Origin of the sequence: Rhizobium sp. NZLR10 (assembly GCF_019685125.1) — a bacterium.
Taxonomy (GTDB): Bacteria; Pseudomonadota; Alphaproteobacteria; order Rhizobiales; family Rhizobiaceae; genus Rhizobium.
In genome coordinates, this window is sequence record NZ_JABDWE010000007.1 from 193244 (window position 1) to 219022 (window position 25779).

At 62.0% G+C, this 25779-nt stretch carries 20 protein-coding genes and 1 riboswitch; of the genes, 10 read left to right on the plus strand and 10 right to left on the minus strand.

Going from position 1 to position 25779, the window contains the following annotated elements; genetic code table 11:
- Positions 1-70: 70 nt before the first annotated feature.
- The 5 genes from HJB82_RS13150 to HJB82_RS13170 form a co-directional block, all read right to left on the minus strand.
- Positions 71-1081 (minus strand): ABC transporter substrate-binding protein, encoded by a 1011-nt coding sequence (locus HJB82_RS13150; protein WP_207582064.1) that lies wholly within the window; start codon positions 1079-1081, stop codon positions 71-73.
- 74 nt (positions 1082-1155) lie between these two features.
- Positions 1156-1962 carry an ABC transporter ATP-binding protein gene (locus HJB82_RS13155; protein WP_207582063.1) on the minus strand — a complete coding sequence of 269 codons (807 nt, stop codon included), beginning with the start codon at positions 1960-1962 and terminating at the stop codon, positions 1156-1158.
- Positions 1959-2765, minus strand: a complete 807-nt coding sequence (locus HJB82_RS13160) for an ABC transporter permease (protein WP_207582062.1) — start codon at positions 2763-2765, stop codon at positions 1959-1961. Before HJB82_RS13160 ends, HJB82_RS13155 begins: the two co-directional genes overlap by 4 nt.
- Positions 2766-2854: 89 nt before the next feature.
- Positions 2855-3487, minus strand: a complete 633-nt coding sequence (locus HJB82_RS13165; RefSeq protein WP_207582061.1) for a YkoF family thiamine/hydroxymethylpyrimidine-binding protein — start codon at positions 3485-3487, stop codon at positions 2855-2857.
- A riboswitch (TPP riboswitch) is annotated at positions 3478-3591 on the minus strand. It overlaps the preceding gene by 10 nt.
- Before the next feature lie 162 nt (positions 3592-3753).
- Entirely contained in the window at positions 3754-4329 is a 576-nt protein-coding gene (locus tag HJB82_RS13170) for an NADPH-dependent FMN reductase (protein ID WP_207582060.1), read from the minus strand.
- A gap of 83 nt (positions 4330-4412) precedes the next feature.
- Between HJB82_RS13170 and soxR the strand changes: the two genes are divergently transcribed.
- The 9 genes from soxR (at position 4413) to HJB82_RS13215 (ending at position 13584) form a co-directional block, all read left to right on the plus strand.
- Positions 4413-4877 carry a redox-sensitive transcriptional activator SoxR gene (soxR, locus tag HJB82_RS13175; protein WP_207582059.1) on the plus strand — a complete coding sequence of 155 codons (465 nt, stop codon included), beginning with the start codon at positions 4413-4415 and terminating at the stop codon, positions 4875-4877.
- A gap of 110 nt (positions 4878-4987) precedes the next feature.
- Complete coding sequence (locus tag HJB82_RS13180) at positions 4988-5758, plus strand: SDR family NAD(P)-dependent oxidoreductase (protein ID WP_207582058.1); 771 nt, start codon at positions 4988-4990, stop codon at positions 5756-5758.
- Between the two features lie 102 nt (positions 5759-5860).
- A complete protein-coding gene (locus tag HJB82_RS13185) occupies positions 5861-6202 on the plus strand; it encodes a helix-turn-helix transcriptional regulator (RefSeq protein WP_221115509.1) in 342 nt (113 codons plus the stop codon).
- 172 nt (positions 6203-6374) lie between these two features.
- Positions 6375-7268 carry a LysR family transcriptional regulator gene (locus HJB82_RS13190; protein WP_007632598.1) on the plus strand — a complete coding sequence of 298 codons (894 nt, stop codon included), beginning with the start codon at positions 6375-6377 and terminating at the stop codon, positions 7266-7268.
- Positions 7269-7505: 237 nt separating this feature from the next.
- Positions 7506-7985, plus strand: coding sequence for a formate dehydrogenase subunit gamma (locus HJB82_RS13195; RefSeq protein WP_207582056.1), 480 nt, complete (start codon positions 7506-7508; stop codon positions 7983-7985).
- Positions 7982-9538, plus strand: coding sequence for an NADH-quinone oxidoreductase subunit NuoF (locus HJB82_RS13200; RefSeq protein WP_221140177.1), 1557 nt, complete (start codon positions 7982-7984; stop codon positions 9536-9538). Before HJB82_RS13195 ends, HJB82_RS13200 begins: the two co-directional genes overlap by 4 nt.
- A gap of 69 nt (positions 9539-9607) precedes the next feature.
- Complete coding sequence (gene fdhF / locus HJB82_RS13205) at positions 9608-12487, plus strand: formate dehydrogenase subunit alpha (protein WP_221140179.1); 2880 nt, start codon at positions 9608-9610, stop codon at positions 12485-12487.
- Between the two features lie 37 nt (positions 12488-12524).
- Complete coding sequence (gene fdhD / locus HJB82_RS13210; RefSeq protein ID WP_164007760.1) at positions 12525-13349, plus strand: formate dehydrogenase accessory sulfurtransferase FdhD; 825 nt, start codon at positions 12525-12527, stop codon at positions 13347-13349.
- Positions 13339-13584: a formate dehydrogenase subunit delta gene (locus HJB82_RS13215; protein ID WP_164007762.1), complete on the plus strand. Its 246-nt coding sequence runs from the start codon at positions 13339-13341 to the stop codon at positions 13582-13584. The genes fdhD and HJB82_RS13215 overlap by 11 nt, the downstream gene beginning before the upstream one ends.
- Before the next feature lie 148 nt (positions 13585-13732).
- On the opposite strand, the gene HJB82_RS13220 is transcribed toward HJB82_RS13215, so the two are convergent.
- The 4 genes from HJB82_RS13220 to rocF form a co-directional block, all read right to left on the minus strand.
- Positions 13733-15508, minus strand: a complete 1776-nt coding sequence (locus tag HJB82_RS13220) for a PAS domain-containing methyl-accepting chemotaxis protein (protein WP_221140181.1) — start codon at positions 15506-15508, stop codon at positions 13733-13735.
- A gap of 283 nt (positions 15509-15791) precedes the next feature.
- Positions 15792-16268, minus strand: a complete 477-nt coding sequence (locus HJB82_RS13225) for a chemotaxis protein CheW (protein WP_007632607.1) — start codon at positions 16266-16268, stop codon at positions 15792-15794.
- A gap of 248 nt (positions 16269-16516) precedes the next feature.
- A complete protein-coding gene (rocD, locus tag HJB82_RS13230) occupies positions 16517-17716 on the minus strand; it encodes an ornithine--oxo-acid transaminase (protein ID WP_207582050.1) in 1200 nt (399 codons plus the stop codon).
- Positions 17717-17730: 14 nt separating this feature from the next.
- Complete coding sequence (rocF, locus tag HJB82_RS13235; protein ID WP_221140183.1) at positions 17731-18666, minus strand: arginase; 936 nt, start codon at positions 18664-18666, stop codon at positions 17731-17733.
- Between the two features lie 123 nt (positions 18667-18789).
- Here rocF and HJB82_RS13240 point away from each other — a divergent pair, with 123 nt between their 5' ends.
- Positions 18790-19227: an Lrp/AsnC family transcriptional regulator gene (locus tag HJB82_RS13240; RefSeq protein ID WP_207582048.1), complete on the plus strand. Its 438-nt coding sequence runs from the start codon at positions 18790-18792 to the stop codon at positions 19225-19227.
- A 6-nt stretch (positions 19228-19233) separates the two neighbouring features.
- Here the strand turns inward: HJB82_RS13240 and HJB82_RS13245 are convergent, their stop codons facing one another.
- Entirely contained in the window at positions 19234-25656 is a 6423-nt protein-coding gene (locus HJB82_RS13245) for a translocation/assembly module TamB domain-containing protein (RefSeq protein WP_221140219.1), read from the minus strand.
- Between the last annotated feature and the right edge of the window lie 123 nt (positions 25657-25779).

Genomic DNA, 25779 nt, shown 5'->3' on the forward strand with positions numbered 1-25779 from the left:
CGATTTAAGAAATTATGCAGTGCCCAAGGGCTTTTCCGCGGAAAACCGCGATGGGCAAGGCGGGAATGGCTCAGGCCAGCAGTTCGTTGGTATAATAGGCGGAGAAGTCCGGCTTCTCCTTGAGTACGGCGCCATTCGCGTCGACCAGGATGCCGTTCGCGACCAGGAAGCCGCCGATGGCATCGGCCTTGGCCGGGTCGAGGGTGCCGATTACGCCGGCCTCGGACTTCAGGAAGTGTCCGTCGATCAATGCCTTCTGCGAAGCTTTCACCAGTTCCGTGTTCATCAGCGCGCCGTTGCTTCCTGATATCAGCAGCTCGCAGGCTTCGTCGGGATGATCGACGGAATAGGCATAACCCTTTCGCGTTGCCTGAATGAAAGCGCGGGCATTTTCCTGATTTGCCGAGAGATAGGCGTCGCTGGAGACGATGACCGTCGTCTGTTCGTCGGGAACGCCATAGTCGGCATAGTGGAAGCGGCCGATCTTGCGTTTTTCCAGCTCGGCGGCGATGCCTTCCCAGGTGTAGATCTCCAGTGTGAAATCGATCGAGCCATTGTCCAGCGCCTCGTAGGCGGAAGTGCCGAGCGTGACGGTCTTGACCTCGCCTTTGCCGCCATCGTTGCGGATCATCGCGGAGATCAAAGCGCTCTCCCAGGTTCCGCCGAAGCCGCCATAGGTCTTGCCGTCGAGATCTCTAGGGCTTTTGATGTCGTCGCGTCCGCCCTTGTAGATAAGGCGCGCTGTTTCGGTCTGGACGACGCCGTAGACCATCTTCACGTCGCCGCCGGCGGCGCGCTGCATGAGGGCCTCGATCTCGCTGCTGATGCCGAAATCGGCGACGCCGTTCGACACCAGCGTTCCGGCGCTGGTGTCGGCATAGGGAAGGATCTCGACGTCGAGGCCGGCGGCGGTATAGAAGCCCCTCGCCTTGGCGACATAGATGCCGATATGGTTGGTGTTGGGCGTCCAATCGAGCGCCATGCGCACCTTTGCGGGCGCTGACTGGCCGAAGGCCGGGCGGCCGGCAAGGCTTGCGGCGATGGCGGCTAAGATCGTCTGGCGACGGGTGAGAAGCAGCATGGTGACCTCCTCAGGTCTCTAGAGCATGATGCCGAAAAGTGTGAGCGGTTTTCTCACGACATCATGCTCTAACTCTATAATGTAGAACAGGATTCAGATTTTAAGCCGACCGGCCTAAAATCATCCTGTTCGAGCGGATGAAGCAGTGTTTGCAGGATTTCGGTTTCGATCGCCTGGGCCGCCGGCGAGCCGAGATCGGCAAGGCTTCTCGGACGGGGCAGGGGAACGTGGAATTCGCGGATGATACGCGCCGGGCGGGCCGAAAGCACGTAGATCCGGTCGGAGAGGAACACGGCCTCGCGGACGTCGTGGGTGATCAGCAGCGCCGTCCAGCGGTGTTCGGTCCACATGCTCTGCAGCCATTCCTGGATCTGTGTGCGCGTCAGCGCGTCGAGCGCGCCGAACGGCTCGTCGAGCAGCAGCATGTCCTGGGTCTGGACGACGGTGCGCAGCAGGGCGGCGCGCTGGCGCATGCCGCCTGATAGTTCGGATGGATAATGGTGTTCAAAACCGGCAAGGCCGAAGCGCTCAAACAGTGGCGCCACAGTGGCGCGGGCAGCGCGGCGGCTCATGCCACGCACTTCGAGGCCAAGTGCCGCATTGTCGATGATCCGGCGCCAGGGCATCAGCGCATCGCGCTGCGGCATGAAGGCGAATGAATGCGGCGCCCGTTCCAGCGGCGCGTCCTTGAAAAGCACGGTGCCGGAATCGGGGCGAAGCGCCTGTGTCAGCAATCGGAGCACCGTCGACTTTCCTGAGCCGGACGGGCCGACGATCGAAACGAACTCGCCGTTTGCCACAGTGAGCGAAATATCGCCCAGCACCTTCATGCCGTCGAAGGACTTCGAGATGTTGCGCAGTTCGACCATCGTATCGCTCATCGCCGCGACTCCTGGGATCGTTGCCAGGGCATGACGAGGCGCTGGATCAATAGCGTCAGCCCGAAGAGGCAGAGTGTGAGCGCGGCGCTGATGACGACGGCGGCAAGCACGAGATCGGGGCGGAAATTGTTCTTGGCGTTGAGGATATAGATGCCGAGGCCGCGGGCGGCGCCGGCATATTCGGCAAAGATCGCGCCGACGACGGCATAGGTGATCGAGATCCTGAGGCCGGCGAAGAAATAGGGCAGCGCGGAGGGAAGCCGCGCCAGGCGGAAAATCCGCCAGCGGCTCGCCTTCATCGAGTTCAGCAATTCGGCGATGTCGCGGTCGGTCGATTGATAGCCCTGCAGCAGGGCGACCAACAGCGGAAAGAAGGTGACGAGCGCCACCAGCAGGATCTTCGGCAACAGGCCGAAACCGAACCAGAGGACGACAAGGGGCGCGATCGCCACCAGCGGCAGCGTCTGGCTGGCGATGAAAATCGGTAGCAATGCCCGGCGCATGAAAGACACGAAATCCATCAGGATCGAAGCGGCGAAGGCGAAGGCAAGCGACAGCGCGAAACCGCCGAGTGTCGCACCCAGCGTCGGCCAGGTGTTTGATATCAGCGCCTCACGGTTCAGCCAGCCCTGGATGACAATGCGCGAAGGCGCCGGCAGGATGGAAGGTTTGATGCCGGAAAGATCGACATAGAGTTCCCATGCCGCCAAAAACGCGCAGCCCGCGAGAAAGGCCGGTATGCCCCGGTAGAGAGCGGCGCGGAGCGCGGCAAGGCGCGAATCCGATGGTTGTGGCGATGTCATCAGCGTTCGATTTCAGGCTTTCGTCGGGCACTGCATAATTCCTTAAATCGGAATCGATTTAAGGGAAAATTATGCAGCAATTTAAAGTGTTACGGCGTCCCTTGCGCGTCTGCTAAGACGCGCGGCGCTGTATTGGCGGAGACCGTGATGTCGAGCGTCACGTGTCCCACCGGGTCGCCGAAGCGATAGAAGGCCTCATGAATGGTCGCGAAGACGGCGCCGGCATCTCCCCCCAGCCGGGTACAGAAATTCTTGGCGTGGTCGAAGGTGCCGGAGCGCTTCAAGAAATCGATGCAGCCATAGATCTCGTCCATATGGCTGCCGGTTCCCATGACGTAGAGCGAGAATTGCGCGGCTGCCGGCTGTCCGGTCTCCGTGGTGGTTTCAACGGCGGCAAGGGCTGATGTAATCCGGTCGGCAAGCGGCTCCGCCCGGCCGGCAGAGGGCTTGACGCCGCAGATGGCGTCGTCGGGCTCACCTGGGCAGCCGCGTGAGACCGCGGCGGACAGCACGCAATGCTCGCCGGTATTGGCGGCGACGACGAAAAGATCGCGCATGGCCGCGAAGAGGACATCAGGCGGGCCGACCAGCAGGGTGGAGATATCATCGGTCTCGATGCGAAGCCGGTCGCGATAGGGGTCGAACGCCTTGACGGCATCGAGAATGATGCCGACGAAATTGCCGGACATCGGATAGAGTGACACTTGTGCGCCTGAGAACATCTGAACCTCGCTCCGCTGGCATTACCCAGATCAGCTTTGAAGGGTCCAGAGGCTTGCGCCTCGCATCTCAGCCCCGGCGATACGGAGCTCCCCTGTTATTTCGGCGGAAACTATCATCGCGGTTTTCTTCCCGCAACCGCAAAATTGCAGACCCGTCCGCGTGGTCGGAATGAACCTGATATGACGGACAACACCCGGACCGAGGTCCTGCCCGGGTGTTCCCAGAGGTTCCGTACCTGCTGGGAACGGAACCGGAGCTTTCTGTCTCAGGCGGCGATATCGGCATAGGGACGATCGATACGGGCGGTGGCGAGCGCCCGTGTCCACCATTCCAGCCTTGCCATCATTCGGCCGAGCAAGCGCAGCGCGTCGTCGGGAGTGTCGAGCCTGCCTTCCGCGTCGAAGCGGTTCCATGGCGCAGCGAAGCTGACCGAATCGCGGATCGTGACGGCGTGGAGTTCGGCAAAGACGAGGCGCAGCTGCTCTACCGCGCGCAGGCCGCCGGAAATACCGCCATAGGAAACGAAGGCGACCGGCTTGCCCTGCCAAGGCTCGAAGAAGAAATCGATGACGAATTTCAGCGAGGCGGTGAAGCTGTGATTGTATTCCGGCGTGACGATGATGAACGCGTCCGCCATGCCGAGCCGCTCGGCGAGCCTGGCGATTTCGGGATGTGCCAATTCGCGGGTGGTCGGCAGCGCAAAATCCAGCGGGTCGATGATGTCGATATCGAATTGCGGGAAGCGGATGAGCTCCTCCGTCAGCCACTTGACCACCCGGTCGCAGATGCGGCCTTCCCTCGTGCTCCCGTAGATGACCGCCAGCCTGGTGGGTGTTTTCATGTGTCGCTCCTTGTTGCGATTGGACTTTACGATTGCAGGAGCAACAGGTATAAAACCTCAACTAATATTGAGGTCAATAGGCGATGGATACGATTCCTGCGACGCCGCTCGGCAGGCTCCTGACAGTCGGTGAAGTGGCGGAGCGCAGCGGCCTCGCCGTCTCGGCGCTGCATTTTTACGAGACCAAAGGGTTGATCTCGAGCATCCGCTCCCGCGGCAACCAGCGGCGCTATGGGCGCGATGTGCTTCGCCGTCTCGGCATCATCAAGGTGGCGCAGCGTGTCGGCATTCCGCTTTCGGAAATCCAGTCAGCGTTCGAGTCCCTGCCGCAGGGACGAACGCCGACCGTTGCCGACTGGCAGACGCTGTCGGCGCGCTGGAAGGATGATCTCGACGCGCGAATCAGGCGGCTCAGCCTGTTGCGCGACCGATTGACCGGCTGCATCGGTTGCGGCTGCCTGTCGATCGAAAGCTGTCCGCTGCGTAATCCCTGCGACCGGCTTGGCAAGGAAGGGCCGGGTGCGCGGCTTCTGGAGGCCGAAAACTAGTCCTGGTTTTCCCCGGAAAGATCGGTGCGCGCCTTTCTTTCGGTCGGTGCGCTCATATGTTAAGGGCGAGTGACGCAACCGGCGGCACTGTCCGCGAGGAGGACGGCTTCGTGTTTCATCCCAGATTGTTCGAAAATCGCAATGTCGTCGTGACCGGCGCCGGCCGCGGCATCGGCCTTGAAGTCGCCCGGCAGTTTCTGGACTGCGGCGCGAAGGTGATTGTCCATACCGGGCGCAAGCCGGGACGGGATCTGCCGGATTTCCTGCTGACCGCTGAATCGGAAAGACGGGCGCTGCTGCTGCACGCCGATTTCTCCGCCATCGGTGGGGCGGCGCAATTTGCCGACGATGTCCTCGCTTTCTTCGACAGGGTGCATGTGCTCGTCAACAATGCCGGCACCATGCTTGGCCGGTTTCCCGCTGCCACGCTGACCGACGCAGAATATGAGGCGGTCATACGGCTCAACCAGACTTCGGTGGTGGCGCTGACGCGGGCATTGCTGCCGGCATTGAAGGCGGCCGAGGGCGCTGCCGTCATCAACACTGTTTCGATTTCGGCGCTGACCGGCGGAAGCCCCGGCTCTTCGATATATTCGGCCTCGAAGGCCTTTGTTGCGACCTATTCCAAGGCGCTCGCCCGCGAGCTTGCCCCGGATGGCATCCGCGTCAACTGCGTCTCGCCGGGAACGATCGAGACGGATTTCCACGAGCGCTATTCCTCCAAAGAAAAGCTGGAGCAGACCCGGAAATCCATCCCCCTGCAGCGACTCGGCACGGCGGAGGATTGCGCTCCCGCCTATCTGTTCCTGGCAGCTCCCTCACTCTCGGGATACATCACCGGCCAGGTGATCGAGATCAATGGCGGACAGCTTATCTGCTGATTTACTTGGACCTTTTTTGGCATTTCATCACTATTGACCAATTCGCTTGTGCGAATATGCTATTGTACTGATCTACCTCACCGCCTCCTTCCGAGATATCGAATGCCGTTGCCTAAACCGGAGCCGGGTATGACCGGCCAGGAGTTGCATAAACTCGCTGGAAAAGCCCATGAAGCGAGCGACCTGCTGAAAGCTTTGGCGCATCACACCCGACTTCTGATCCTCTGCATACTGGCGAAAGAGGAGCGAACGGTCGGTGAAATCGAAAATATTCTCGGCATACAGCAGGCGATGGTCTCGCAGCAGCTTGCGCGTTTGAGGCTCGAAGGCCTGGTCAATACGCGCCGTCAGGGCAGGCAGGTTTATTACAGCATCGGCAATGTCAACGTGCTGGGTTTTCTCGAATCGCTGTTCGATCTTTTTCCGGCTGCGGAAAACTGTTAAAGCGCGTCGCATAAAACTTGATTCATGCGACGCGCTTTAATTCTTTGTTTTATGCATGTCGTCGTCCCAAAACCGCTGCACACTTTTGGCGGCATGCATTAGTACCCGCCCTTGCGAAGCACGGCTGCTATGTCGAAGATGAGGCCGGACGCGAAATGTCGCGGGAGACCGGATGATCGACAAGCTGGAATTTTTTATCGCCCTTGCCAATGAAAAGCACTTCGGCCGTGCCGCCGAGGAGTGCGGGATCTCGCAGCCGACGCTCTCGGCGGCTATCCGGCAGCTCGAGGATCAATTGGGCGTCATGCTGGTGCAGCGCGGCTCGCGGTTCCAGGGGCTGACGCCGGAAGGCCAGCGCGTGCTGGAATGGGCCCGGCGCATCGTCGGCGATGCCCGCACCATGCGCGAAGAGATGCGCGCCGCGCGCCGCGGCCTTTCCGGCCACATTCGCCTCGCCGCCATTCCGACCGCGCTTGCCATGCTTTCGCGTATCACCACGCCTTTTCAGGAACGGCACCCCGGCGTGACCTTCTCGATCGTCTCGCGCAATTCGCTGCAGGTGCTGAGCATGCTCGAGAATCTCGAAATTGATGCCGGCATCACCTATCTCGAAAACGAACCGCTCGGCCGTGTTACGACGGTTCCGCTTTATGCCGAGCGCTATAATCTGATCACGGCTGCAGGCAGCCCTTTGTCTGATCGCGACAACGTGACCTGGCGCGAGGTTGGTGATCTTCGGCTTTGTCTATTGACGGCCGACATGCAGAACCGTCGCATCATCAACCGGCACCTGACGGAAGCCGGCGCCACGGTACATCCGACGCTCGAATCCAACTCGATGATCGTGCTGTTCTCGCATGTCAGGACCGGGCGCTGGGCGAGCATCATGCCGCGCAACGTCGCGAAATCCTTTGGATTTCCAGTGGAAATTCGGATGATCCCGATCGTCGAGCCGGAGGCGCATCATCTGGTCGGGCTTGTCGCGCCGTATCGCGAGCCGTTTACGCCGCTCGTGTCGGCCTTGCTGCACGAAGCGCGGGTGCTCGTGCAGGATGAAGAACTCTGATAGAAAAAACCTATCGATCCACGAGATAGCTTTATTGATTGCCGGCGGCTTCCCTGAGATGTTGCTTGCGGAATAGCGTTCGGCTGGGGGAGCGCGCCCATTCCGCAACGCGCTAGAGCAATTCCAGCAAAAGTGTGAAGCGGTTTTGCGTTCGGAATTGCGTAAAAACAAAGAGATAGAGCATTTTCGTGATTCGAAGAAAAACGGAAATGCTCTAGCCGCTGGGAGAGCTACCTTATGACCATTCATATCGCCGAAGGCGATATCACAACGCGCACCCGTTCCATCATCGCCGATCTTCGCTTTCTCGAAGGGCCGCTGCTTCCCATTCTGCATCAGGTTCAGGAAGAATTCGGCTATGTGCCGCCGGAAGCCCTGCCTGTTATTGCAGAGGAATTGAACCTCTCCCGCGCCGAGGTGCATGGCGTGATGACCTTCTATCACGATTATCGCGACCATCCCACTGGGCGGCATGTGCTGAAGCTCTGTCGCGCCGAAGCCTGTCAGTCGATGGGCGGCGATGCGCTGGCCGAACGCCTCAAGACGCTGCTCGGCATCGATTTCCATCAGACGACGCTCGATGGCGCCGTGACGCTGGAGCCGGTCTACTGTCTCGGGCTCTGCGCCTGCGCGCCGGCGGCGATGCTCGATGGCGAGGTCTATGGCCGGATCGACGATCAGTTGGCCGCGGAACTTGTCGCGGAGGCACGCCGATGACGGTCAGGATATATGTTCCGCGCGATGCCGCAGCGCTGGCGCTCGGGGCCGAGATGGTGGCAAAGGCGATTGCCCAGGAGATCGCCGCCCGCGGCCTCGATGCCGAGATCGTGCGCAACGGCTCCCGCGGAATGTTCTGGCTGGAGCCGCTGGTCGAGATCGAGCTTGCCGGCAAGCGGATCGGCTACGGGCCGGTGAAGGCAGAGGATGTGCCTGGCCTGTTCGACGCCGGGATGGCTGATGGTGGCGATCACCCGCTCTGTCTCGGGGAGGTTGAAGACCTCCCGTTCCTCAAAGGACAGACCCGCCTGACCTTTGCCCGCTGCGGCATCACCGATCCGCTTTCGCTCGCCGATTACGAGGCGCATGGCGGTCTTGCCGGTCTTCGCCGCGCCGTTTCGATGTCACCAGCCGAGGTCGTCAAGGAAGTCACCGATTCCGGCCTGCGCGGACGGGGCGGCGCCGGCTTTCCCACAGGCATCAAGTGGAAGACCGTTCTCGATGCCGCCGGCGAACGCAAATATATCGTTTGCAATGCCGATGAGGGCGACAGCGGCACTTTTGCCGACCGGATGATCATGGAGGGTGATCCCTTCGTGCTGATCGAGGGCATGGCGATATCAGGCCTCGCCACCGGAGCGACGAAAGGCTACGTCTACACGCGGTCGGAATATCCGCATGCGATCGCGGTGATGAGCGAGGCTGTCGGCATCGCGCGCCAGGGCGGTATTCTCGGCCTATCGGTGCTCGGCTCCGGCCGTGCCTTCGATATCGAGGTGCGCACCGGCGCCGGCGCCTATGTCTGCGGCGAGGAAACGGCGCTGCTGAACAGCCTCGAAGGCAAGCGCGGCGTCGTGCGCGCCAAGCCGCCGCTGCCGGCGCATCAGGGGCTGTTTAACTGTCCTACCGTCATCAACAACGTGATCTCGCTCGCCTCCGTGCCGGTGATCATGGAAAAGGGTGCCGCATTCTATCGCGATTTCGGCATGGGCCGCTCGCGTGGCACCATTCCGCTGCAGATCGCCGGCAATGTCAGATATGGCGGGCTTTATGAAACGGCCTTCGGTCTTTCGCTCGGAGATATCGTCGACGGGATCGGCGGCGGCACGGCGACGGGGCGACCGGTCAAGGCCGTGCAGGTCGGCGGGCCGCTTGGTGCCTATTTCCCGCGGGCGCTGTTCGACACGCCGTTCGATTATGAATCCTTCGCCGCCAAGGACGGGTTGATCGGCCATGCCGGCATTGTCGTCTTCGACGACACCGCCGATATGCTGAAGCAGGCGCGTTTCGCCATGGAATTCTGCGCAATCGAAAGCTGCGGCAAGTGCACGCCCTGCCGCATCGGCTCGACACGCGGCGTCGAGACGGCCGACAAGATCGCCCAAGGCATCGAGCCGGAGAAGAACCGGGCGCTGCTTGCCGATCTCTGCAACACGATGAAGTTCGGTTCGCTCTGTGCGCTCGGCGGTTTCACGCCTTATCCCGTCGTGAGTGCGATGACGCATTTCCCGGAGGATTTTTCGCCGGCGCCGATGGTGGAGGCGGCTGAGTGATGACATCTCACGTCGCACCCACACTCTTTCCTGCATCGCGCATTTCCACTTCCGTACAAGAGGCCGACCATGTCGCTCATCCATGAAATCGACTACGGCACCCCGGCTTCGAAATCTGAGGCGATGGTGACGCTCACCATCGACGGGCAGCAGATCAACGTGCCGGAAGGTACCTCCATCATGCGGGCCTCGATGGAGGCCGGCATCAAGGTGCCGAAGCTCTGTGCCACCGATATGGTCGACGCTTTCGGCTCGTGCCGGCTCTGCCTCGTCGAGATCGAGGGACGCAACGGCACACCTGCCTCCTGCACGACCCCGGTGGCGGCAAACATGGTGGTGCATACGCAGACGGGTCGGCTGAAGGACATCCGCCGCGGCGTGATGGAACTCTATATTTCCGACCATCCGCTCGACTGTCTGACCTGCGCTGCCAACGGCGATTGCGAATTGCAGGACATGGCTGGTGCCGTCGGCCTGCGCGATGTGCGCTACGGCTACGAGGGCGACAACCACGTCAAGGCGCGCAGCAATGGCGACATCAATCTGAAATGGATGCCGAAGGACGAGTCCAATCCCTATTTCACCTATGATCCCTCCAAGTGCATCGTCTGTTCGCGCTGCGTGCGCGCCTGCGAGGAAGTGCAGGGCACCTTCGCGCTGACGATTGAGGGACGCGGTTTTGGTTCGCGCGTATCCCCCGGCATGCACGAGAATTTCATGGAATCCGAATGCGTCTCCTGCGGCGCCTGCGTCCAGGCCTGTCCGACGGCGACGCTGACGGAGAAGTCGGTGATAGAGATCGGCCAGCCGGAACATTCGGCCGTCACCACCTGCGCCTATTGCGGCGTCGGCTGCTCGTTCAAGGCGGAAATGCGCGGCGAGGAACTGGTGCGCATGGTGCCGTGGAAAGACGGCCAGGCCAATCGCGGCCATTCCTGCGTCAAGGGCCGCTTCGCTTACGGCTATTCCACCCACAAGGACCGGATCCTCAACCCGATGCTCCGCGAAAAGGTCAGCGATCCCTGGCGGGAGGTCAGCTGGGACGAAGCCATCGCGCATGTGGCGTCGGAGTTCCGCCGCATCCAGTATCAATACGGCCGCGAGGCGATCGGCGGTATCACCTCCTCGCGCTGCACCAATGAAGAAACCTACCTGGTGCAGAAGCTGATCCGCGCCGGCTTCGGCAACAATAATGTCGATACCTGCGCCCGCGTCTGCCATTCGCCGACCGGCTACGGTCTCGGCCAGACGTTCGGAACTTCGGCCGGAACGCAGAATTTCGACAGTGTCGAGCATTCTGATGTCGTCGTCATCATCGGCGCCAATCCGACGGAGGGGCATCCGGTGTTCGGCTCGCGATTGAAGAAGCGGCTCCGCCAGGGGGCCAAGCTCATCGTCATCGATCCGCGTCGAACCGATATCGTCCGCTCGCCGCATGTCGAGGCTTCATACCACCTGCCGCTGAAACCCGGCACCAACGTTGCGGTGATGACGGCGCTGGCGCATGTGATCGTCGCCGAAGGGCTCTTTGACGAGAAGTTTATCCGCGAGCGCTGCGACTGGTCGGAATTCGAGGACTGGGCCGCCTTCGTCGCCGAACCGCAACACAGTCCCGAGCAGACCGAGATCTTCACCGGCGTGCCGGCGGCGGATCTGCGTGGCGCGGCAAGGCTCTTTGCCAAGGGCGGCAATGGCGCGATCTACTACGGTCTCGGCGTTACCGAACACAGCCAGGGCTCGACCACGGTCATCGCAATCGCCAACCTGGCGATGGCGACCGGCAATATCGGCCGTCCCGGTGTCGGCGTGAACCCGCTGCGCGGCCAGAACAACGTGCAGGGCTCCTGCGATATGGGCTCCTTCCCGCACGAACTGCCGGGCTACCGGCATATTTCCGACGATGCGACGCGCGATATCTTCGAGAAACTCTGGGGCGTGAAGCTCGACAAAGAGCCGGGCCTGCGCATTCCGAACATGCTGGATGCGGCGGTCGATGGCTCCTTCAAAGGCCTCTACGTTCAGGGCGAGGACATTCTCCAGTCCGATCCGGATACCAAACATGTCGCAGCCGGGCTTGCGGCGATGGAATGCGTTGTCGTGCAGGACCTATTCCTCAACGAGACCGCCAATTACGCCCATGTCTTCCTGCCGGGCTCGACCTTCCTCGAGAAGGACGGCACCTTCACCAATGCCGAGCGCCGCATCAACCGCGTGCGCAAGGTGATGTCGCCGCGCAACGGTTATGGCGACTGGGAGGTGACGCAGAAGCTTGCCCAGGCGATGGGGCTCGACTGGAATTACACCCATCCGTCGGAGATCATGGACGAGATCGCCGCGACGACGCCAAGCTTTGCGATGGTCTCCTACGACTATCTCGACAAGATCGGCTCGGTGCAGTGGCCCTGCAACGAGAAGACCCCGCTCGGCTCGCCGATCATGCATGTCGACGGCTTCGTGCGCGGCAAGGGCAAGTTCATCCGCACCGAATATGTCGCGACCGACGAGCGCACCGGCCCGCGCTTCCCGCTGCTGCTCACCACTGGCCGCATCCTCAGCCAGTACAATGTCGGGGCGCAGACACGGCGGACCGAAAATGTCGTCTGGCACGCCGAAGACCGGCTGGAGATCCATCCGCACGATGCCGAGCAGCGCGGCATTCGCGACGGCGACTGGGTAAAGCTCGGCAGCCGCTCCGGCGACACCACGCTGAGATCCCTGATTACCGATCGTGTTGCGCCGGGTGTCGTCTATACGACCTTCCATCATCCCAATACGCAGGCGAACGTCATCACCACCGATTTCTCCGACTGGGCGACGAACTGCCCTGAGTACAAGGTGACGGCGGTGCAGGTCTCGCCCTCCAACGGGCCGAGCGAATGGCAGCTCGAATATGACGAGCAGGCGCGGCAATCGCGCCGTATCGCCGGCAAGCTCGAGGCAGCGGAGTGACGATGCGGGGGTGGTTTGGCAAGGAGGGATTTGCATCATGACCTTCCAAACCACCGCCCGTGCTCCCGAAACCGCCCGCCGCAACGGCCTCATGCACTCCGGCTCTCGCATCGTGCCGGAAGAAGTGCCGATTGCCTTTTCCTATGGCGGCAGCTCGCATGCGGTGATGATGGCGACGCCCGATGATCTCGAGGATTTCGCCGTCGGTTTCAGTCTGACCGAAGGGATTATCACCGAACGCGCCGAGATAGCGGCCATCGAGATCGTCGAAGGCGAGCAGGGGATCGATGTGCAGGTGAGCCTTGTCGACGACGTCGCGGATCGCCTGCGAGCACGACGCCGCAGCATGGCCGGCCCGGTCGGCTGCGGGCTCTGCGGCATCGAATCGATCGAGCAGGCGGTGCGGCCGGTGCCGGATGTCTCGGCATCGCCGCTGACGCTGTCGCATGCCGATATCGTACGCGCCGTTTCGCTGCTGAACGAGGCACAGCCGCTGCATCGGGAGACCCGGGCGGTACACGGCGCCGGCTTCTATCTCCCGGCCAAGGGATTGGTTGCTGTGCGGGAAGATGTCGGCCGGCACAATGCGCTCGACAAGCTCTGCGGCGCCGTCATCGACGCCGGCGAAAACGGCCGGAACGGCGCCGTCGCCGTAACCAGCCGGCTCTCGGTCGAGATGGTGCAGAAGGCGGCGATCCTTGGTTCTCCCGTGCTCATCGCCATATCCGCACCGACAGCGCTTGCCATCCGCACGGCCGAAGAGGCCGGCATGACGCTCGTCGCCCTGGTGCGCGGCGAGGATTTCGAGATTTTCACCCACCCGCACCGCATCTCGCCCGGAAGCATTGCCGATGTCGCATGATACCAAGACCAAGCTGGTTTACATGGCAAACCAGATCGCCACCTTTTTCAAGAGCCAGCCGGCAAGCGAAGCCGTCGAGGGCGTCGCCACCCATATCAACAAATTCTGGGAGCCGCGCATGCGGCGGCAATTGTTCGAAATCCTGGAGAACCCTGAGAACGGCCTGGATGCACTGGTGCTGCAGGCCGCTCCCTTGATCCGAAAGCCCGCGCCGGAAGCAAACCAGGCCCGGTAGTGTTGATCGGCTCATGCAGGAAGGGGGCAGGGGCACCTGCCTGCGCGTCGGCCTCCTGCGGCGTTCTTTACCGCGTATGCCGTGCCGTATGATCAAAGTGCCGCCGTGCGGCGGCACCGTATAATGGCGATGTGCCGGAAGACTGACATCAAAACTCTTCCCAGCTCTGTGCGCTTGCAGTAGTAGCGCCGTGCGCCTTTGCGACACGCGAAACCAGATGCAGCGCCGGCGAGCCTGCCTGTCTTGCGTCTAGCCTGCCGGCAGTCTGCTGGGCCGGGGTCCGGGTCTGACCGGGCAGGCGGAACCTTGCCAGCAGGACCCGCAGCATTTCGGCTTCCTTTGCCAGGTTATGGCTGGCGGCGGTGCTTTCCTCGACCATGGCGGCGTTCTGCTGGGTTGCCTGGTCTAGCGTATTGACCGCCTGGTTGATTTCCTTAAGGCCGGTTGCCTGTTCCTTTGAGGCTTCGACGATGGCGACGACGTTGCCGTTGATATCGCCGACCTGTGTGACGATCTGCTCGAGCGCCTTGCCGGTCTGGCCGACGAGGCCGACGCCGTTCTTGACGAGATCGCTCGACGTATTGATCAGCGCCTTGATCTCCTTGGCGGCTTTGGCAGAGCGCTGGGCGAGCTCGCGGACCTCCTGGGCCACCACGGCGAAGCCCTTGCCGGCCTCGCCGGCGCGGGCTGCCTCGACGCCGGCATTCAGCGCCAGGAGGTTGGTCTGGAAGGCGATATCGTCGATGACGCCGATGATGTTGGTGATTTCGCGCGAGGACTGCTCGATCTGGTCCATGGCGGCGACGGCGTTGCGGACCACGACGCCCGACTGCTCGGCGCCCTGCTTGGTCACGGCGACGAGGCGGCCCGCCTCATCGGCGCGGCGGCTGGAATCGTTGACGGTGGTGGTGATCTCCTCCAGCGCGGCTGCGGTCTCTTCGATCGATGCGGCCTGCTGTTCCGTCCGCTTGGAGAAAGAATCCGCCGATCCGCCGATCTCGCTCGAGCCGGCGGCGATCGCACTGGCATTCTCGCCGATCGTCTTCATCGTCTCGGCAAGACCTCTGACCGCGGTATTGAAATCCTGGCGCAATTGCTCCATCGAGGGGACGAAGGGTGTGTCCACCGTCCTCGTCAGATCGCCTTCGGAAAGCTGACGCAGCGCGCCGGCGAGCAGGGATATCGCGCTCATCCGCTGGGTGACGTCGGTTGCGAACTTCACCACCTTGTAGACCTTGCCGTCGGCATCGACGATCGGGTTATAGGCGGCCTGAATCCAGATTTCGCGGCCACCCTTGCCGAAACGGACGAATTCGTTGGCGATGAATTCGCCATTGGCGAGACGTCGCCAGAAGCTGCTGTAATCCTCGGTGCGGGTATATGCCGGGTCGCAGAAGATGCTGTGATGTTTGCCGGTGATTTCGGCCAGGGAATATCCCATGGCCTCACAGAAATTTTCATTGGCGGTCAGGATTTCGCCCTTCGGGGTGAATTCGATCACCGCCTGCGAGCGCGAGATCGCTTCGAGCTTGCCGGAATCTTCGACCGCCTGCTTCTTCGCGGCGGTGATATCGGCGGCAAACTTCACCACCTTGTATGGCTTTCCGCCCTTTGAAACAGGGTTATAGGAAGCCTGGATCCATATCTCCCTGTTGCCCTTGGCGAGCCGCTTATAAGCGCCGGCGTCATATTCGCCGCGTCCAAGCCGCGCCCAGAAGGCGCGATATTCGGGCGTCGCTGTATAGGCCGGCTCGCAAAACATGCTGTGATGCTTGCCGACGATCTCGTTCAGACGGTAACCAAGCGCGTTGCAGAAATTCTCATTCGCCGTGAGAATATTTCCCTTGAGATCGAATTCGATGATCGCCTGCGATTTGGAGATGGCGTCAAGAATGTATTTCGAATCGGAGGTAAGACCAAACATTCCTGTCCCTTTGAGATGCACAGCTTTTGCTGTTTCGGCCGGAGAAGCGAGGGGGCGGACAAGGTATGCGGAGCCGGGACGAACCGGTAGTCGGTTATCACTCCCACTGCGCCGGAGACTTATCATCCGTATGCATCACCATGCTGAGGGAGCGTGGTTAAAATTGCGTATAAAAGATATTGCTAATAATATGATGCGACGCTGACACAGCCAATCTGCTCGGGGCGGCAATAAAAAACCGCCCGAAGTGGGCGGTTTTCAATAGTTGAATAGTTTGAGCGGATCACGCGGCCAGTTCGTCTGTTTCGTTTTCCTTGAACATCTTGGCAAGGTTCAGGAAGCAGATCATGCCGTTTTCCGAAGCGATGATGCCTTCACAATAGGCGCGGTCGAAGGACGCGGTCACCTCAGGTACCGGCTGGACCTGGCTGGACGAGATAGTGAGAATATCCGAGACGCGGTCGACGAGCATGCCGATGACCATGCTGTGAACTTCGGCGACGACAATGGCGCTACGCTCGTTGGCAACGGTGCTCTTCATGCCGAGCTTGTAAGCGAGGTCGATGATCGGGATCACCGAGCCGCGCAGGTTCATGACGCCGATGACATCGGCCGGCGCATGCGGGATCGGCGTCGACGGCGCCCAGCCACGGATTTCGCGGATGGTCGTGGTCTTGACGCAGAATTCCTGATCATGCAGGCGGAAGGCAATGATCTCGAGCGTATCGCCGCTGAAGCTAGTGGAATTGATCGTGGCCATAGAATTCTTCCCAACTGTCGTAAGCCAGGGCAGAAGCAGGCGCGCCACCATTGGCACGGACCAGCTTTGCCTTCACACCACGCGATGACTTTGCTTTGTGCGAAGCATCGTTACGGTTATTGACGACAGTAACGGAAGAGTGTTGCCCAAATCTAAATTGGCAGACCAGATTGCAAAGGTTTTCTGCCTCGGGTGGAAGCCGGCGCCTGCAAATGCGTGACCGGCGCCGAACAACTCGACGATCCGGCTCAGGTGATCGTCTTTTCAATCTGCGAGACCGCCCAATCCACCTGCTCCCTTGATATGATCAAGGGCGGGGCGAGGCGGATCGTATGGTCGTGGGTATCCTTGGCGAGAAGGCCGCGCTCCTTCAGCGCATGGCAATATTGCCGTGCGCCGCCGGCTTCGGGTTCCAGCTCGACGGCCATCATCAGGCCGCGGCCGCGCACGTCCCTGACGATGTTCGAACGGATCGACTTGAGGCCTTCGAGGAAATAGTCGCCCATATCAGCGGCGTTCTCGATCATGCCCTCTTCCGTCAGTACCTTCAGGGCGGTGCGCGCCACCGCGCAGGCGAGCGGATTGCCGCCGAAGGTCGAGCCGTGCTGCCCGGGCTTGAGCACACCCAGAACCTCGGAATTGGAAAGCACGGCCGAGACGGGATAGAAGCCGCCGGACAGCGCCTTGCCGATCAGCGTCACATCGGCCTCGATGCCTTCGTGTTCCTCGGCCAGCAGCTTGCCGGTGCGGCCGAGGCCGGTCTGAATCTCGTCGAGAATGAGGGTGACGTTGTTTGCCGTGCAGAGCTCGCGGATGCGGGTGAAATAGCCGGCCGGCGGGATGACGACGCCGGCTTCCCCCTGGATCGGCTCGATCAGGGCGGCCACCGTATTGCCGTTGATTGCGGCGGCGAAAGCCTCGGCATCGCCGAAGGGAATGATGCGGAAACCGGCGGTGTAGGGGCCGAAGCCGGTGCGGGCGTCGGGGTCCGTGGAGAAGCTGATGATGCTCAGCGTCCGGCCATGGAAATTATCGGCGCAGACGATGATCTCCGCCTTGCCTTCCGGTACGCCCTTGACCTCGTATCCCCATTTGCGAACCGCCTTGATGGCAGTTTCCACCGCCTCGGCGCCGGAATTCATCGGCAGGATCTTGTGCGAGCCGGTGAGGGCCGCGAGTTCTTCGTAGAGATAGGCGAGCTGATCGTTGCGGAAGGCGCGGGAGGTGAGTGTCAGCCTGCCCGCCTGCTCGACCATGGCGGCGAGGATCTTCGGATGGCAATGGCCCTGGTTGACGGCGGAGTAGGCCGAGAGGCAATCGAGATAACGATTGCCGTCGGTATCCCAGACATGAACACCTTCACCGCGCGTCAGCACCACGTCGAGCGGCTTGTAGTTGTTGGCGCCGAGCCGCTGTTCGGTGGCGATCAGTTTTTCCGAGGTGTTCATGGTTCTTCCCCTTTTTATGCAGCGCGTGTCGGGCGATCGAAGATGCGGCGGCCGAAGAGGCTTGCCGTCAGCTCCACCAGAATGCGGGCGCTCTTGCCGCGATCGTCGAGAAACGGATTGAGTTCAACGAGATCGAGCGACGAAACGAGGCCGCTGTCCGAAAGCATTTCCATCACCAGATGCGCCTCGCGAAAGGTCGCGCCGCCAGGCACTGTCGTGCCGACGCCGGGGGCGATTTCGGGGTCGAGGAAATCGAGGTCGAGGCTGACATGCAGCAGGCCGTTCGCCTTGGCGACGACACTGACGATCTCTCGCATGATGGCGCCGATGCCCTGCTCGTCGATGGCGCGCATATCAAAAACGTTGACGCCATGTTCGTGGATCTCCTCGCGTTCGCGCGCATCGACCGAACGGATGCCGACCTGGAAGACATTCTTCGGGTCAACGAACGGGCGATCCTTCGGCAGGATCTGGGCAAACTCCGCCTCGCCGCAGAAGAAGGCGACGGGCATGCCGTGAATATTACCGGAGGGCGAGGTGGCCGGGGAATTGAAATCGGTGTGGGCATCGAGCCAAAGCACGAAGAGCGGCCGGCCTTTGCTGGCGGCGTAACGGGCCATGCCGGAGACAGTGCCCATGGAAAGGCTATGGTCGCCGCCGAGGATCAGCGGAAAACGGCCGGAGGCGGCCACGTCGTGGACGCTGCTTTCGAGAGCCCGCGTGAAGGCGCCGACGATCCTAAGATTATGGGCTTTCGGATGGTTCGGCAGATCCATCGCCGGCACGATCCTGAGATCGCCGCTGTCGGCGACGTCATGGCCAAGCTCGATCAATGTCTGGTCGACGCCGGCAATGCGCAGGGCCGCAGGCCCCATGGCAGCGCCCCTGCGGCCGGAGCCTTCTTCCAGCGGCGCGCCGATGAGGGTGACAGATTGCGATTGGGCATTCATCTAAGGGGCTCCGTGTTGAGGCCTGTTTGAGGCGATAGTGGGTTAAACGGCTGGCGGCAAAAAGATGGAAAAATGTCAGAAATGGAGTATGATTGCGCATATTGATAAACCACTTTTGACAAAGTGATTAGCGTGGATGATCTCGATACTGAGCTTCTGAGTGCACTTCGCCACAATGCCCGGATTTCCGTCTCCTCGCTTGCGGCGATGACCGGCGCATCGCGGGCAACGGTTGCCGCCCGGATCGACCGGCTGGTCGCCGGCGGCACCATCGTCGGCTTCACCATCCGCACCGGTCACGAGACCCGGTCCGCCGGGGTGCGCGCCATCGTCATGATCGAGGTGCTCGGCAAGCTCGCCGACAGGGTGGCCGATCAGTTGAGGGGGGTGCCGCAAGTGCGCGCGCTTCACAGCACCAACGGCAAATGGGATTTCGTCGCCGAACTCGAGGATCGCGACCTTGCCTCATTCGACGAGACGCTGCGCCGCATCCGGCTGATCAATGGCATCAACTCAACCGAGACCAACATCCTTCTCAAGACGAGCAAGACGGGTTTCTAAGCCGGCTCAATATTCCCGTTCGTAGACGATGCCCGCTTCTCCCGCACCATTGCCGCCGGCAGCGCCGCGCAGTTTGACGCCGCGGCCGACATCGAGGTTGATTATCGCCTTGGCGCCGGCCGAGCCGCCCTGCTGCAATTCGAAATAGGTGCGGTCGTTGAGATAGCGGCCGACGCTGACGCTGGTCTGGCCCTTGGAATCGGTGCTGATGTCGAGATCGTCGACGCCGAGCTGGTTGCGCAGGCCTTCGAAAAGCGAGTTGGAGCGGTTGCCAGCCAGCTGGCTGACGGCGTCGGCGAGCTGGGCGATCTGCACCGGCGAGAGCTTTGACATCGACTGGCCAAAGATCAGCTGCGCCAGCACCTCGTCCTGCGGCAGCTGTGGCGAGGAGGAAAAGGTGATCGCGGGGTCGGTGGCAAGGCCAGCCACGTCGACGGTCAGCGTCGTCGAGCCGGAAGCGGAGGTTGCTTCCATATCGAGCGCCGGCGTCAAGTTGCCGGCAAAGGTGATCCGGCTCTTGTCGGTGAAATCCAGGCGGCGGTTGAGAATGGTCAAGCGACCGCGGCGCATGGTGAAGCCGCCGGTCACGATCGGCGCTGCCGCCGTTCCGCGGATCGTCACACCGCCGCCGAGCTCGGCATCGATGCCGCGGCCGCGCACGAAAATATGCGAGGGCGCGTCGATTTCGAGATCGAGGGTGATCGTCGAGGATTTTTCGCCGGGTTTCCGCTCGCCGTCGTCGCGCAGCTGCGCAAGCACCGCCCGCGGCGCATTCTTATGCCGGATATCGATTTCACTGAGCGAGGTCGGCAATTTTTCTGGGATGGTGATCGAGGTCTTGTCCAGACGAAGCTTGCCGCTCAGCGTCGAATTCATCATCGGCCCGCGCAGGGCGATCGTGCCGTTAACCGTGGAGACGACGAGCGTTCCGTCGACATAGACCGCCTTGTCGAGTTTGATCGAAATGTCGGCGGGAAAGCCACCGGCCGGCTGGATGCCGATGGTGCCGCTTGCCGAAATCGTGCCGCCGCCGCCAACGTTGCCGCTGAGGCGCGAGATCACGGCCTGGCTGCCGTTGAAGCTCACGGTTGCCGCCAGATTGTTGACGGCGAGATTGCGCCGGACGTCGACGAGCTTTGCGCCTGATGTCGAGACGGTGCCGTTGATGACGGGTGCGGCCGCCGTTCCGCCAACCTGCAGATTGACGGTGGCGACGCCGTCGGCGACGAGGCCCTGTTGCGCCAGCGGCGCGCCGAGCACGGCGAAAGGAAGATTGCCGTTGAAGCGCATGTCGATGGCGCGATTGCCTGTGATCACAACACTGCCGCCACCCTTCAGCGACATGCCGGCGTCGCCGGCAAGGCTGGTGTCGACCGTCAGCTTGTTTCCGGCAAGTTTGCCGGATGCACCGATGGTGAATGGCGAAAGGCCGGCGCCTTTTGTCTGGCTCGTCGCGGCGTTCTTCCAGTCGACCTTGAAATCGACTGAGGGCGCCGATAGCGCGCCGGTGGCCTTGACCGTCGCCGAGACCGCGCCCTCGGCTGCAAGGCCCGGAACAAAGCCGTTGGCAATGGCAGCCGGAAGATCGGCAGCGTTGGCCGTGACGTCGATCGACTGGATCGTCGTGCCTGCAATGGCGAGATTGCCGGCGGCCTTAAGCGCAATGCCGCCGCTGCCGTTGAGGGCGGCATCGAAATCGAGCCGGTCACCGGCGTATTTTCCCGTTGCCGTCAGCGCCAGGCGGGAAAGGCCGGCAGCCTTGGTGTGGCTGGTCGCGGCATCCTTCCAGTCGAGCTTGAAATCAACGATCGGATTTGCCGGCGTTCCCGACGTGACGGCGCTCGCCGAAAGCGTGCCATCGGCGCCGAGACCTGGAACGAATGCATTGGCGATATTGGCTGGCAGCGCCGGAATATCGGCATTGATCGAAAGATCCCGGATCGCTGTTCCCGCGATCGTGACACCGCCTGTCGCCTTGGCCAACACCCCGTCTTTGCCGGCGAGGTTGGCATCGAAGTCGACCCTGTCATTGGCGTATTTTCCGGATGCCGCGGCACTCAGGCCGGAAAGGCCGCTGCTTCTGGTCTGAGCGGTTGCGGCGTTCTTCCAGTCGAGCCTGAAATCGACGGCGGGTTTGGGCAGCGCGCCGGAGGCGGATGCCGTTCCGGACACCGTTCCCTCAGCGGCGAGACCGGGGACGAAGTCGTTGGCAAGGGCTGCCGGCAGGTTGGCAAGGTCGGCCTTGACGTCGAGGTTGCGGATCGACGTGCCCGACATGGCGACATTGCCGGTGGCTTTCAGCGAGAGGCCATCCTTGCCGCCGAGATCGGCATCGAAATCGAGCTTGTCGTCGGCAAAGTGTCCCGATGCGGTCAGCGCCAGGCCGGAGAGATGAGCGCTCTTCGTCTGCCGGGTTGCGGCATCGGTCCAGTCGAGCTTGAAGTCGGCATTCGGTGCTGCAGGAGTCCCGGCGGCGGATATCGTGCCTGAGATCGTGCCGCCTGCTTCGAGATCCGGAACGAAGGCGTTGGCGAGAGCGGCCGGAACCTTGGCGATCGCGGCGTCGAGCTTGAGGCTGTCGATCGCCGTGCCGGCAAGCGCGACATTGCCTGCGGCCTTCAGCGACAGGCCATTATCGCCGCTAACTGCCGTATCGAAATCCAGCTTGTTTTCGGCGAATTTTCCCGATGCGGTCACGTCGAGGCTGGCAAGGCCGGCGTGTTTCGTGTGGCTGGTCGCGGCGTTTTTCCAATTGAGGTCGAAATCGGCGGCCGGAGCGGAAAGGGATCCGGTGGCCGAGACCGTTCCGGTAATGGCGCCTTCCGCTGCAAGATCGGCGACGAAGCCGTTGGCGATGCCGGCCGGGACATTGGCCAGTGCGGCGTCGACGTTGACGTTACCGATCGTCGTGCCTGTGATGGCGACATTGCCGTTTGCCCTGAGCGAGAGGCTGTCGGCGCCGCTTGCTGCCGCGTTGAAATCCAGCTTGTTGTCGGCGAATTTTCCGGATGCGGTGACGCCAAGGGCCGCAATGCCGGCACGCTTGGTGTGGCTCGTTGCAGCACCTTTCCAATCAAGGTCGAAATTGGCGGTCGGGGCGGCAAGCGAACCTGCGGCCGAGAGCTTTCCCGAGATCATGCCTTCGGCGGCGAGATCGGCGACGAAGCTATTGGCGATCGCTGCCGGGACATTCGCCAGCGCGGCATCGAGCTTGACGTTGCCGATCGTCGTGCCTGTCATGGCGAGATTGCCGGTTGCGTTTACCGACAGCTTGTCGGCGCCTGATATCGCCGCGTCGAAGTCGAGTTTGTTGTCGGCGAATTTTCCTGAAGCCTTCATCGCGAGATCGGCAAGACCGGCGCGTTTCGACTGGCTGGTCGCAGCATCTTTCCAATCGAGATCGAAATTGGCGGTCGGCGCATTGAGGAGGCCGGCGGCCGAGACCTTTCCGGTAATCGTGCCTTCGGCGGCCAGATCGGGAACGAAACCATTGGCGATGCGGGCCGGCAGATTGACGATATCGGCGTCGACGTCCAGGACCGGCGCCTTCGGGTCGGCGAGTGCGACATTGCCGGCGGCCTTCAGCGAAAGGCCGTCATCTCCCGCGACTGCGGTGTCGAAACCGAGTTTGTTGTCGGCGAATTTTCCGCCGGCGGTGATGCCGAGCGGCCCGATCCCGGCCCCCTTGGTCTGGCCGGTCGTCGCATCCTTCCAGTCGAGCTTGAAGTCGGCAACAGGTGCGGCCGGCGTTCCCGTCACTGCAATCGTTCCGGAAATCGTGCCGCCGGCCGAAAGGTTCGGCACGAAACCGTTGGCAAGCGCTGCCGGCAGTTCGTGGATGTCGGCATCAAGCTTCAGCGTCTCGCCGGCCGAACCGGTGACGCTCACCGAGCCGGTGCCGGTCTTCAGCGTCAGCCCGTTCAGATTGGCGGTGCCGCCGACGATTGCGACCTGTGTCGGTGCCGCGAGTTCGACCGGGATATTGCGCGGGCTGGCCGAGAAGCGATCGAGGTTTACGCCGATCGTGCCGCCTGCCGCCTCGATATTGCCGGCCGCCAGCACCGGATTGCCGTCATAGGCGGCATTGAGATCGAAATCGGTATGGTTCTGCTGCTTGGTAAAGCCGAGCGAAAGGCCGGCAAGCCTGTTCGACCCGGCATTCACCTCGTCGGCCTTGACCGTGCCGTTTACCGCAAGGGCGCTGAGATCGCTGACCGTGACGTCGATATCCGGCTTGACGATAGCAAGCGTATCGCGGCGGATCGAGGCGCCGGTCGCCAGCAGCTTGAGCGCGATCTTGCCACTGTTGCTCGTGACGCCGAGCGAACCCTTGAGGTCGCCGTCGGCCTTCTGTCCGCCGAGTGCGGCGAGCAGGCCGATATTGGGGAAATCGAAGGTCAGTGCGCCTGTCGGCTCCAGGGAGGGCGAGAATTCGACATTGCCGGTCAGCCGGTTGCCGCCGATATCGGCGGTCAGCGCCGGAAGGATAATGCTGCCGTCCTGCGAACTGATGTCGCCGTTGATGCCGATCGGCTGGCCGTCGATCGTGCCGGTGGCGGCGATCCTGCCCTGCGGCGCCTTGGGATCGGCGACACCCGACAGGTCGATATTGAGATTGCCGAGCGTGCGGTCGGCCATATGCAGGCTGGCGGCCTTGAGATTGGCCGTCACGGAGATTGTGGGAAGCTCACCGCCAACTCTCAACGCATAAGCCGCTCCACCGATGGCGCCGGGGATCAGCTTGCCGACGTCAGGCAGCCGGCCGGAGAGATCGGCATTCAACATCGAGCCGTCGAGCACCACGCTGCCGGCGGCCTCAAGCGTGCCGGACTTGAGCACGAGGTTGGACAACGCGAATTTCGACGGGATGGTGCCGACGACCTGGCTTTCGAGCGAGATCGGTCCGTCGAACCTGGCCGTCACCGCAGCCGGCAGGGCTGTCGGTGCGATGGTGAGCTTGGCGTTGCCGGTCAGCACTTGGTCCGTCAGCCGATAGGAGCCGTTGAGGCTGCCGTTGATATTGGCGCTTTCGACGGTGGTGCCGTTGAAGCCGATGCTGCCGGGCGTTATCTGCAGAGGCGAGGCGATCGTGACCGGGCCCTGGACGGCGCGATTGAGGTTCGGCTCTGCAAAGGTCGCGTCGCCGGCAACGAGGCGCAGCTGGATGCTGCCGGAACGGGCGGCGAGATTGAAGGCGTCGCTTTTTGCCGTCAGCTTGACATTGCCGATATCGGCCTGAGGCAAGGTTGCGGTATCGAGCGAGCCGCTGACATTCAACCGGGCCGCCTGCGCATCGCCGGTCAGGCCCAGGTTGAGGCCCGATATCAGGAAACGCGCTTCGCCTTCGGCGAGCGGCCAGCGGAAATCGACAGGCCCCGACGTGCCGAGCAGATTGGCGTTCAGGCTGTTGTTGCCGGCCGGATCGAGGGTGCCTGAGGCGGCGATGACGACGCTGCCGGTGGCGATATTGCCGGTCTGGATATCGATCTTGCCGTGGTTGTCGAAGGTGGTGGCAAGATCGATATTGGTCTGGCCGGCAAAAAGCGGCCGGAAAGCCGAGGGAAGCAGCGAGCTCAGGTCGCCGCCGCCCTTGAGGTCGAGATGGTGCAGTCCGTCTGCGCTGATCTGATGCCGGCCTTCGATTGCGGCGCGCTGCTGTCCGTCGAGGGCCGCCTGCAATTTGCCTTTCCAGTCGGATATCGGTCCTTGGCCGTCGAGATCGATGTTGACGGCAGGATCATCAGGCAGGCCAAGAAAGCCCGCCAGCAGCCCACCCTTAGGTTCAGACAGCTGCGCCTTCAGCCGCAGCCGGTTTTCGGCTGGCGCATAGGCGATGTCGGCGGCGAGCCGCGCATCCGGGACGTCATGACGGCTGACATTGACGACCGCCTCGCCGCCATCGCCGTTCGCTGAAAGACTGCCTTCGGCAGCAAGCGCAAAAGCGCGCCCGGCAAAGGGTGCGGCCAGTTTGATGTCGGGCAGCGCGACGCGGTCGATGTCGACCTTGATCGGGAGGCTGAAACCGCCGGCATTTTCTGCTCCGGGCCGCGAGGGCAGGGTGCGCACCGGCTCGCGCAGCACGTCGATCGTTTCGATTTCGAAACGTTTGGCATGGAAGGTTCCAGTCAGCAGCGCCAGCGGATTCCAGTCGATCGCGATGCCATGAATTTCCGCAAACACGCCTCTGGTGTCGGAGATCGAGATCTCTGCGGCGCGAAGCCCGCCGGTCAAAAGGCCTTGCGGTTCACGCACGGTAATCGTCATGTCCCGGTTGGAAAGCGTGGAGGCTATCTTTTCGGTGACGATGCGGGCGCCAAAGGCGGTGAAGCCGAAGATCGCAAGTGCCATGACGGCAAGAATCAAGAACGCGCCCACGCCATAGGCGGTGAGCCGTAGGATCCAGTTGACGATTTTTGCCAGCGTTTGCATCGGCGCGGACACTACCCCGTTTTCATGATGGCTCACAAATCGGAATCGGCAATTCTAGAGCATGATGCCGAAAAGTGTGAGCGGTTTTCGGACGACATCATGCTCTAACTCTTTAATGTAGAA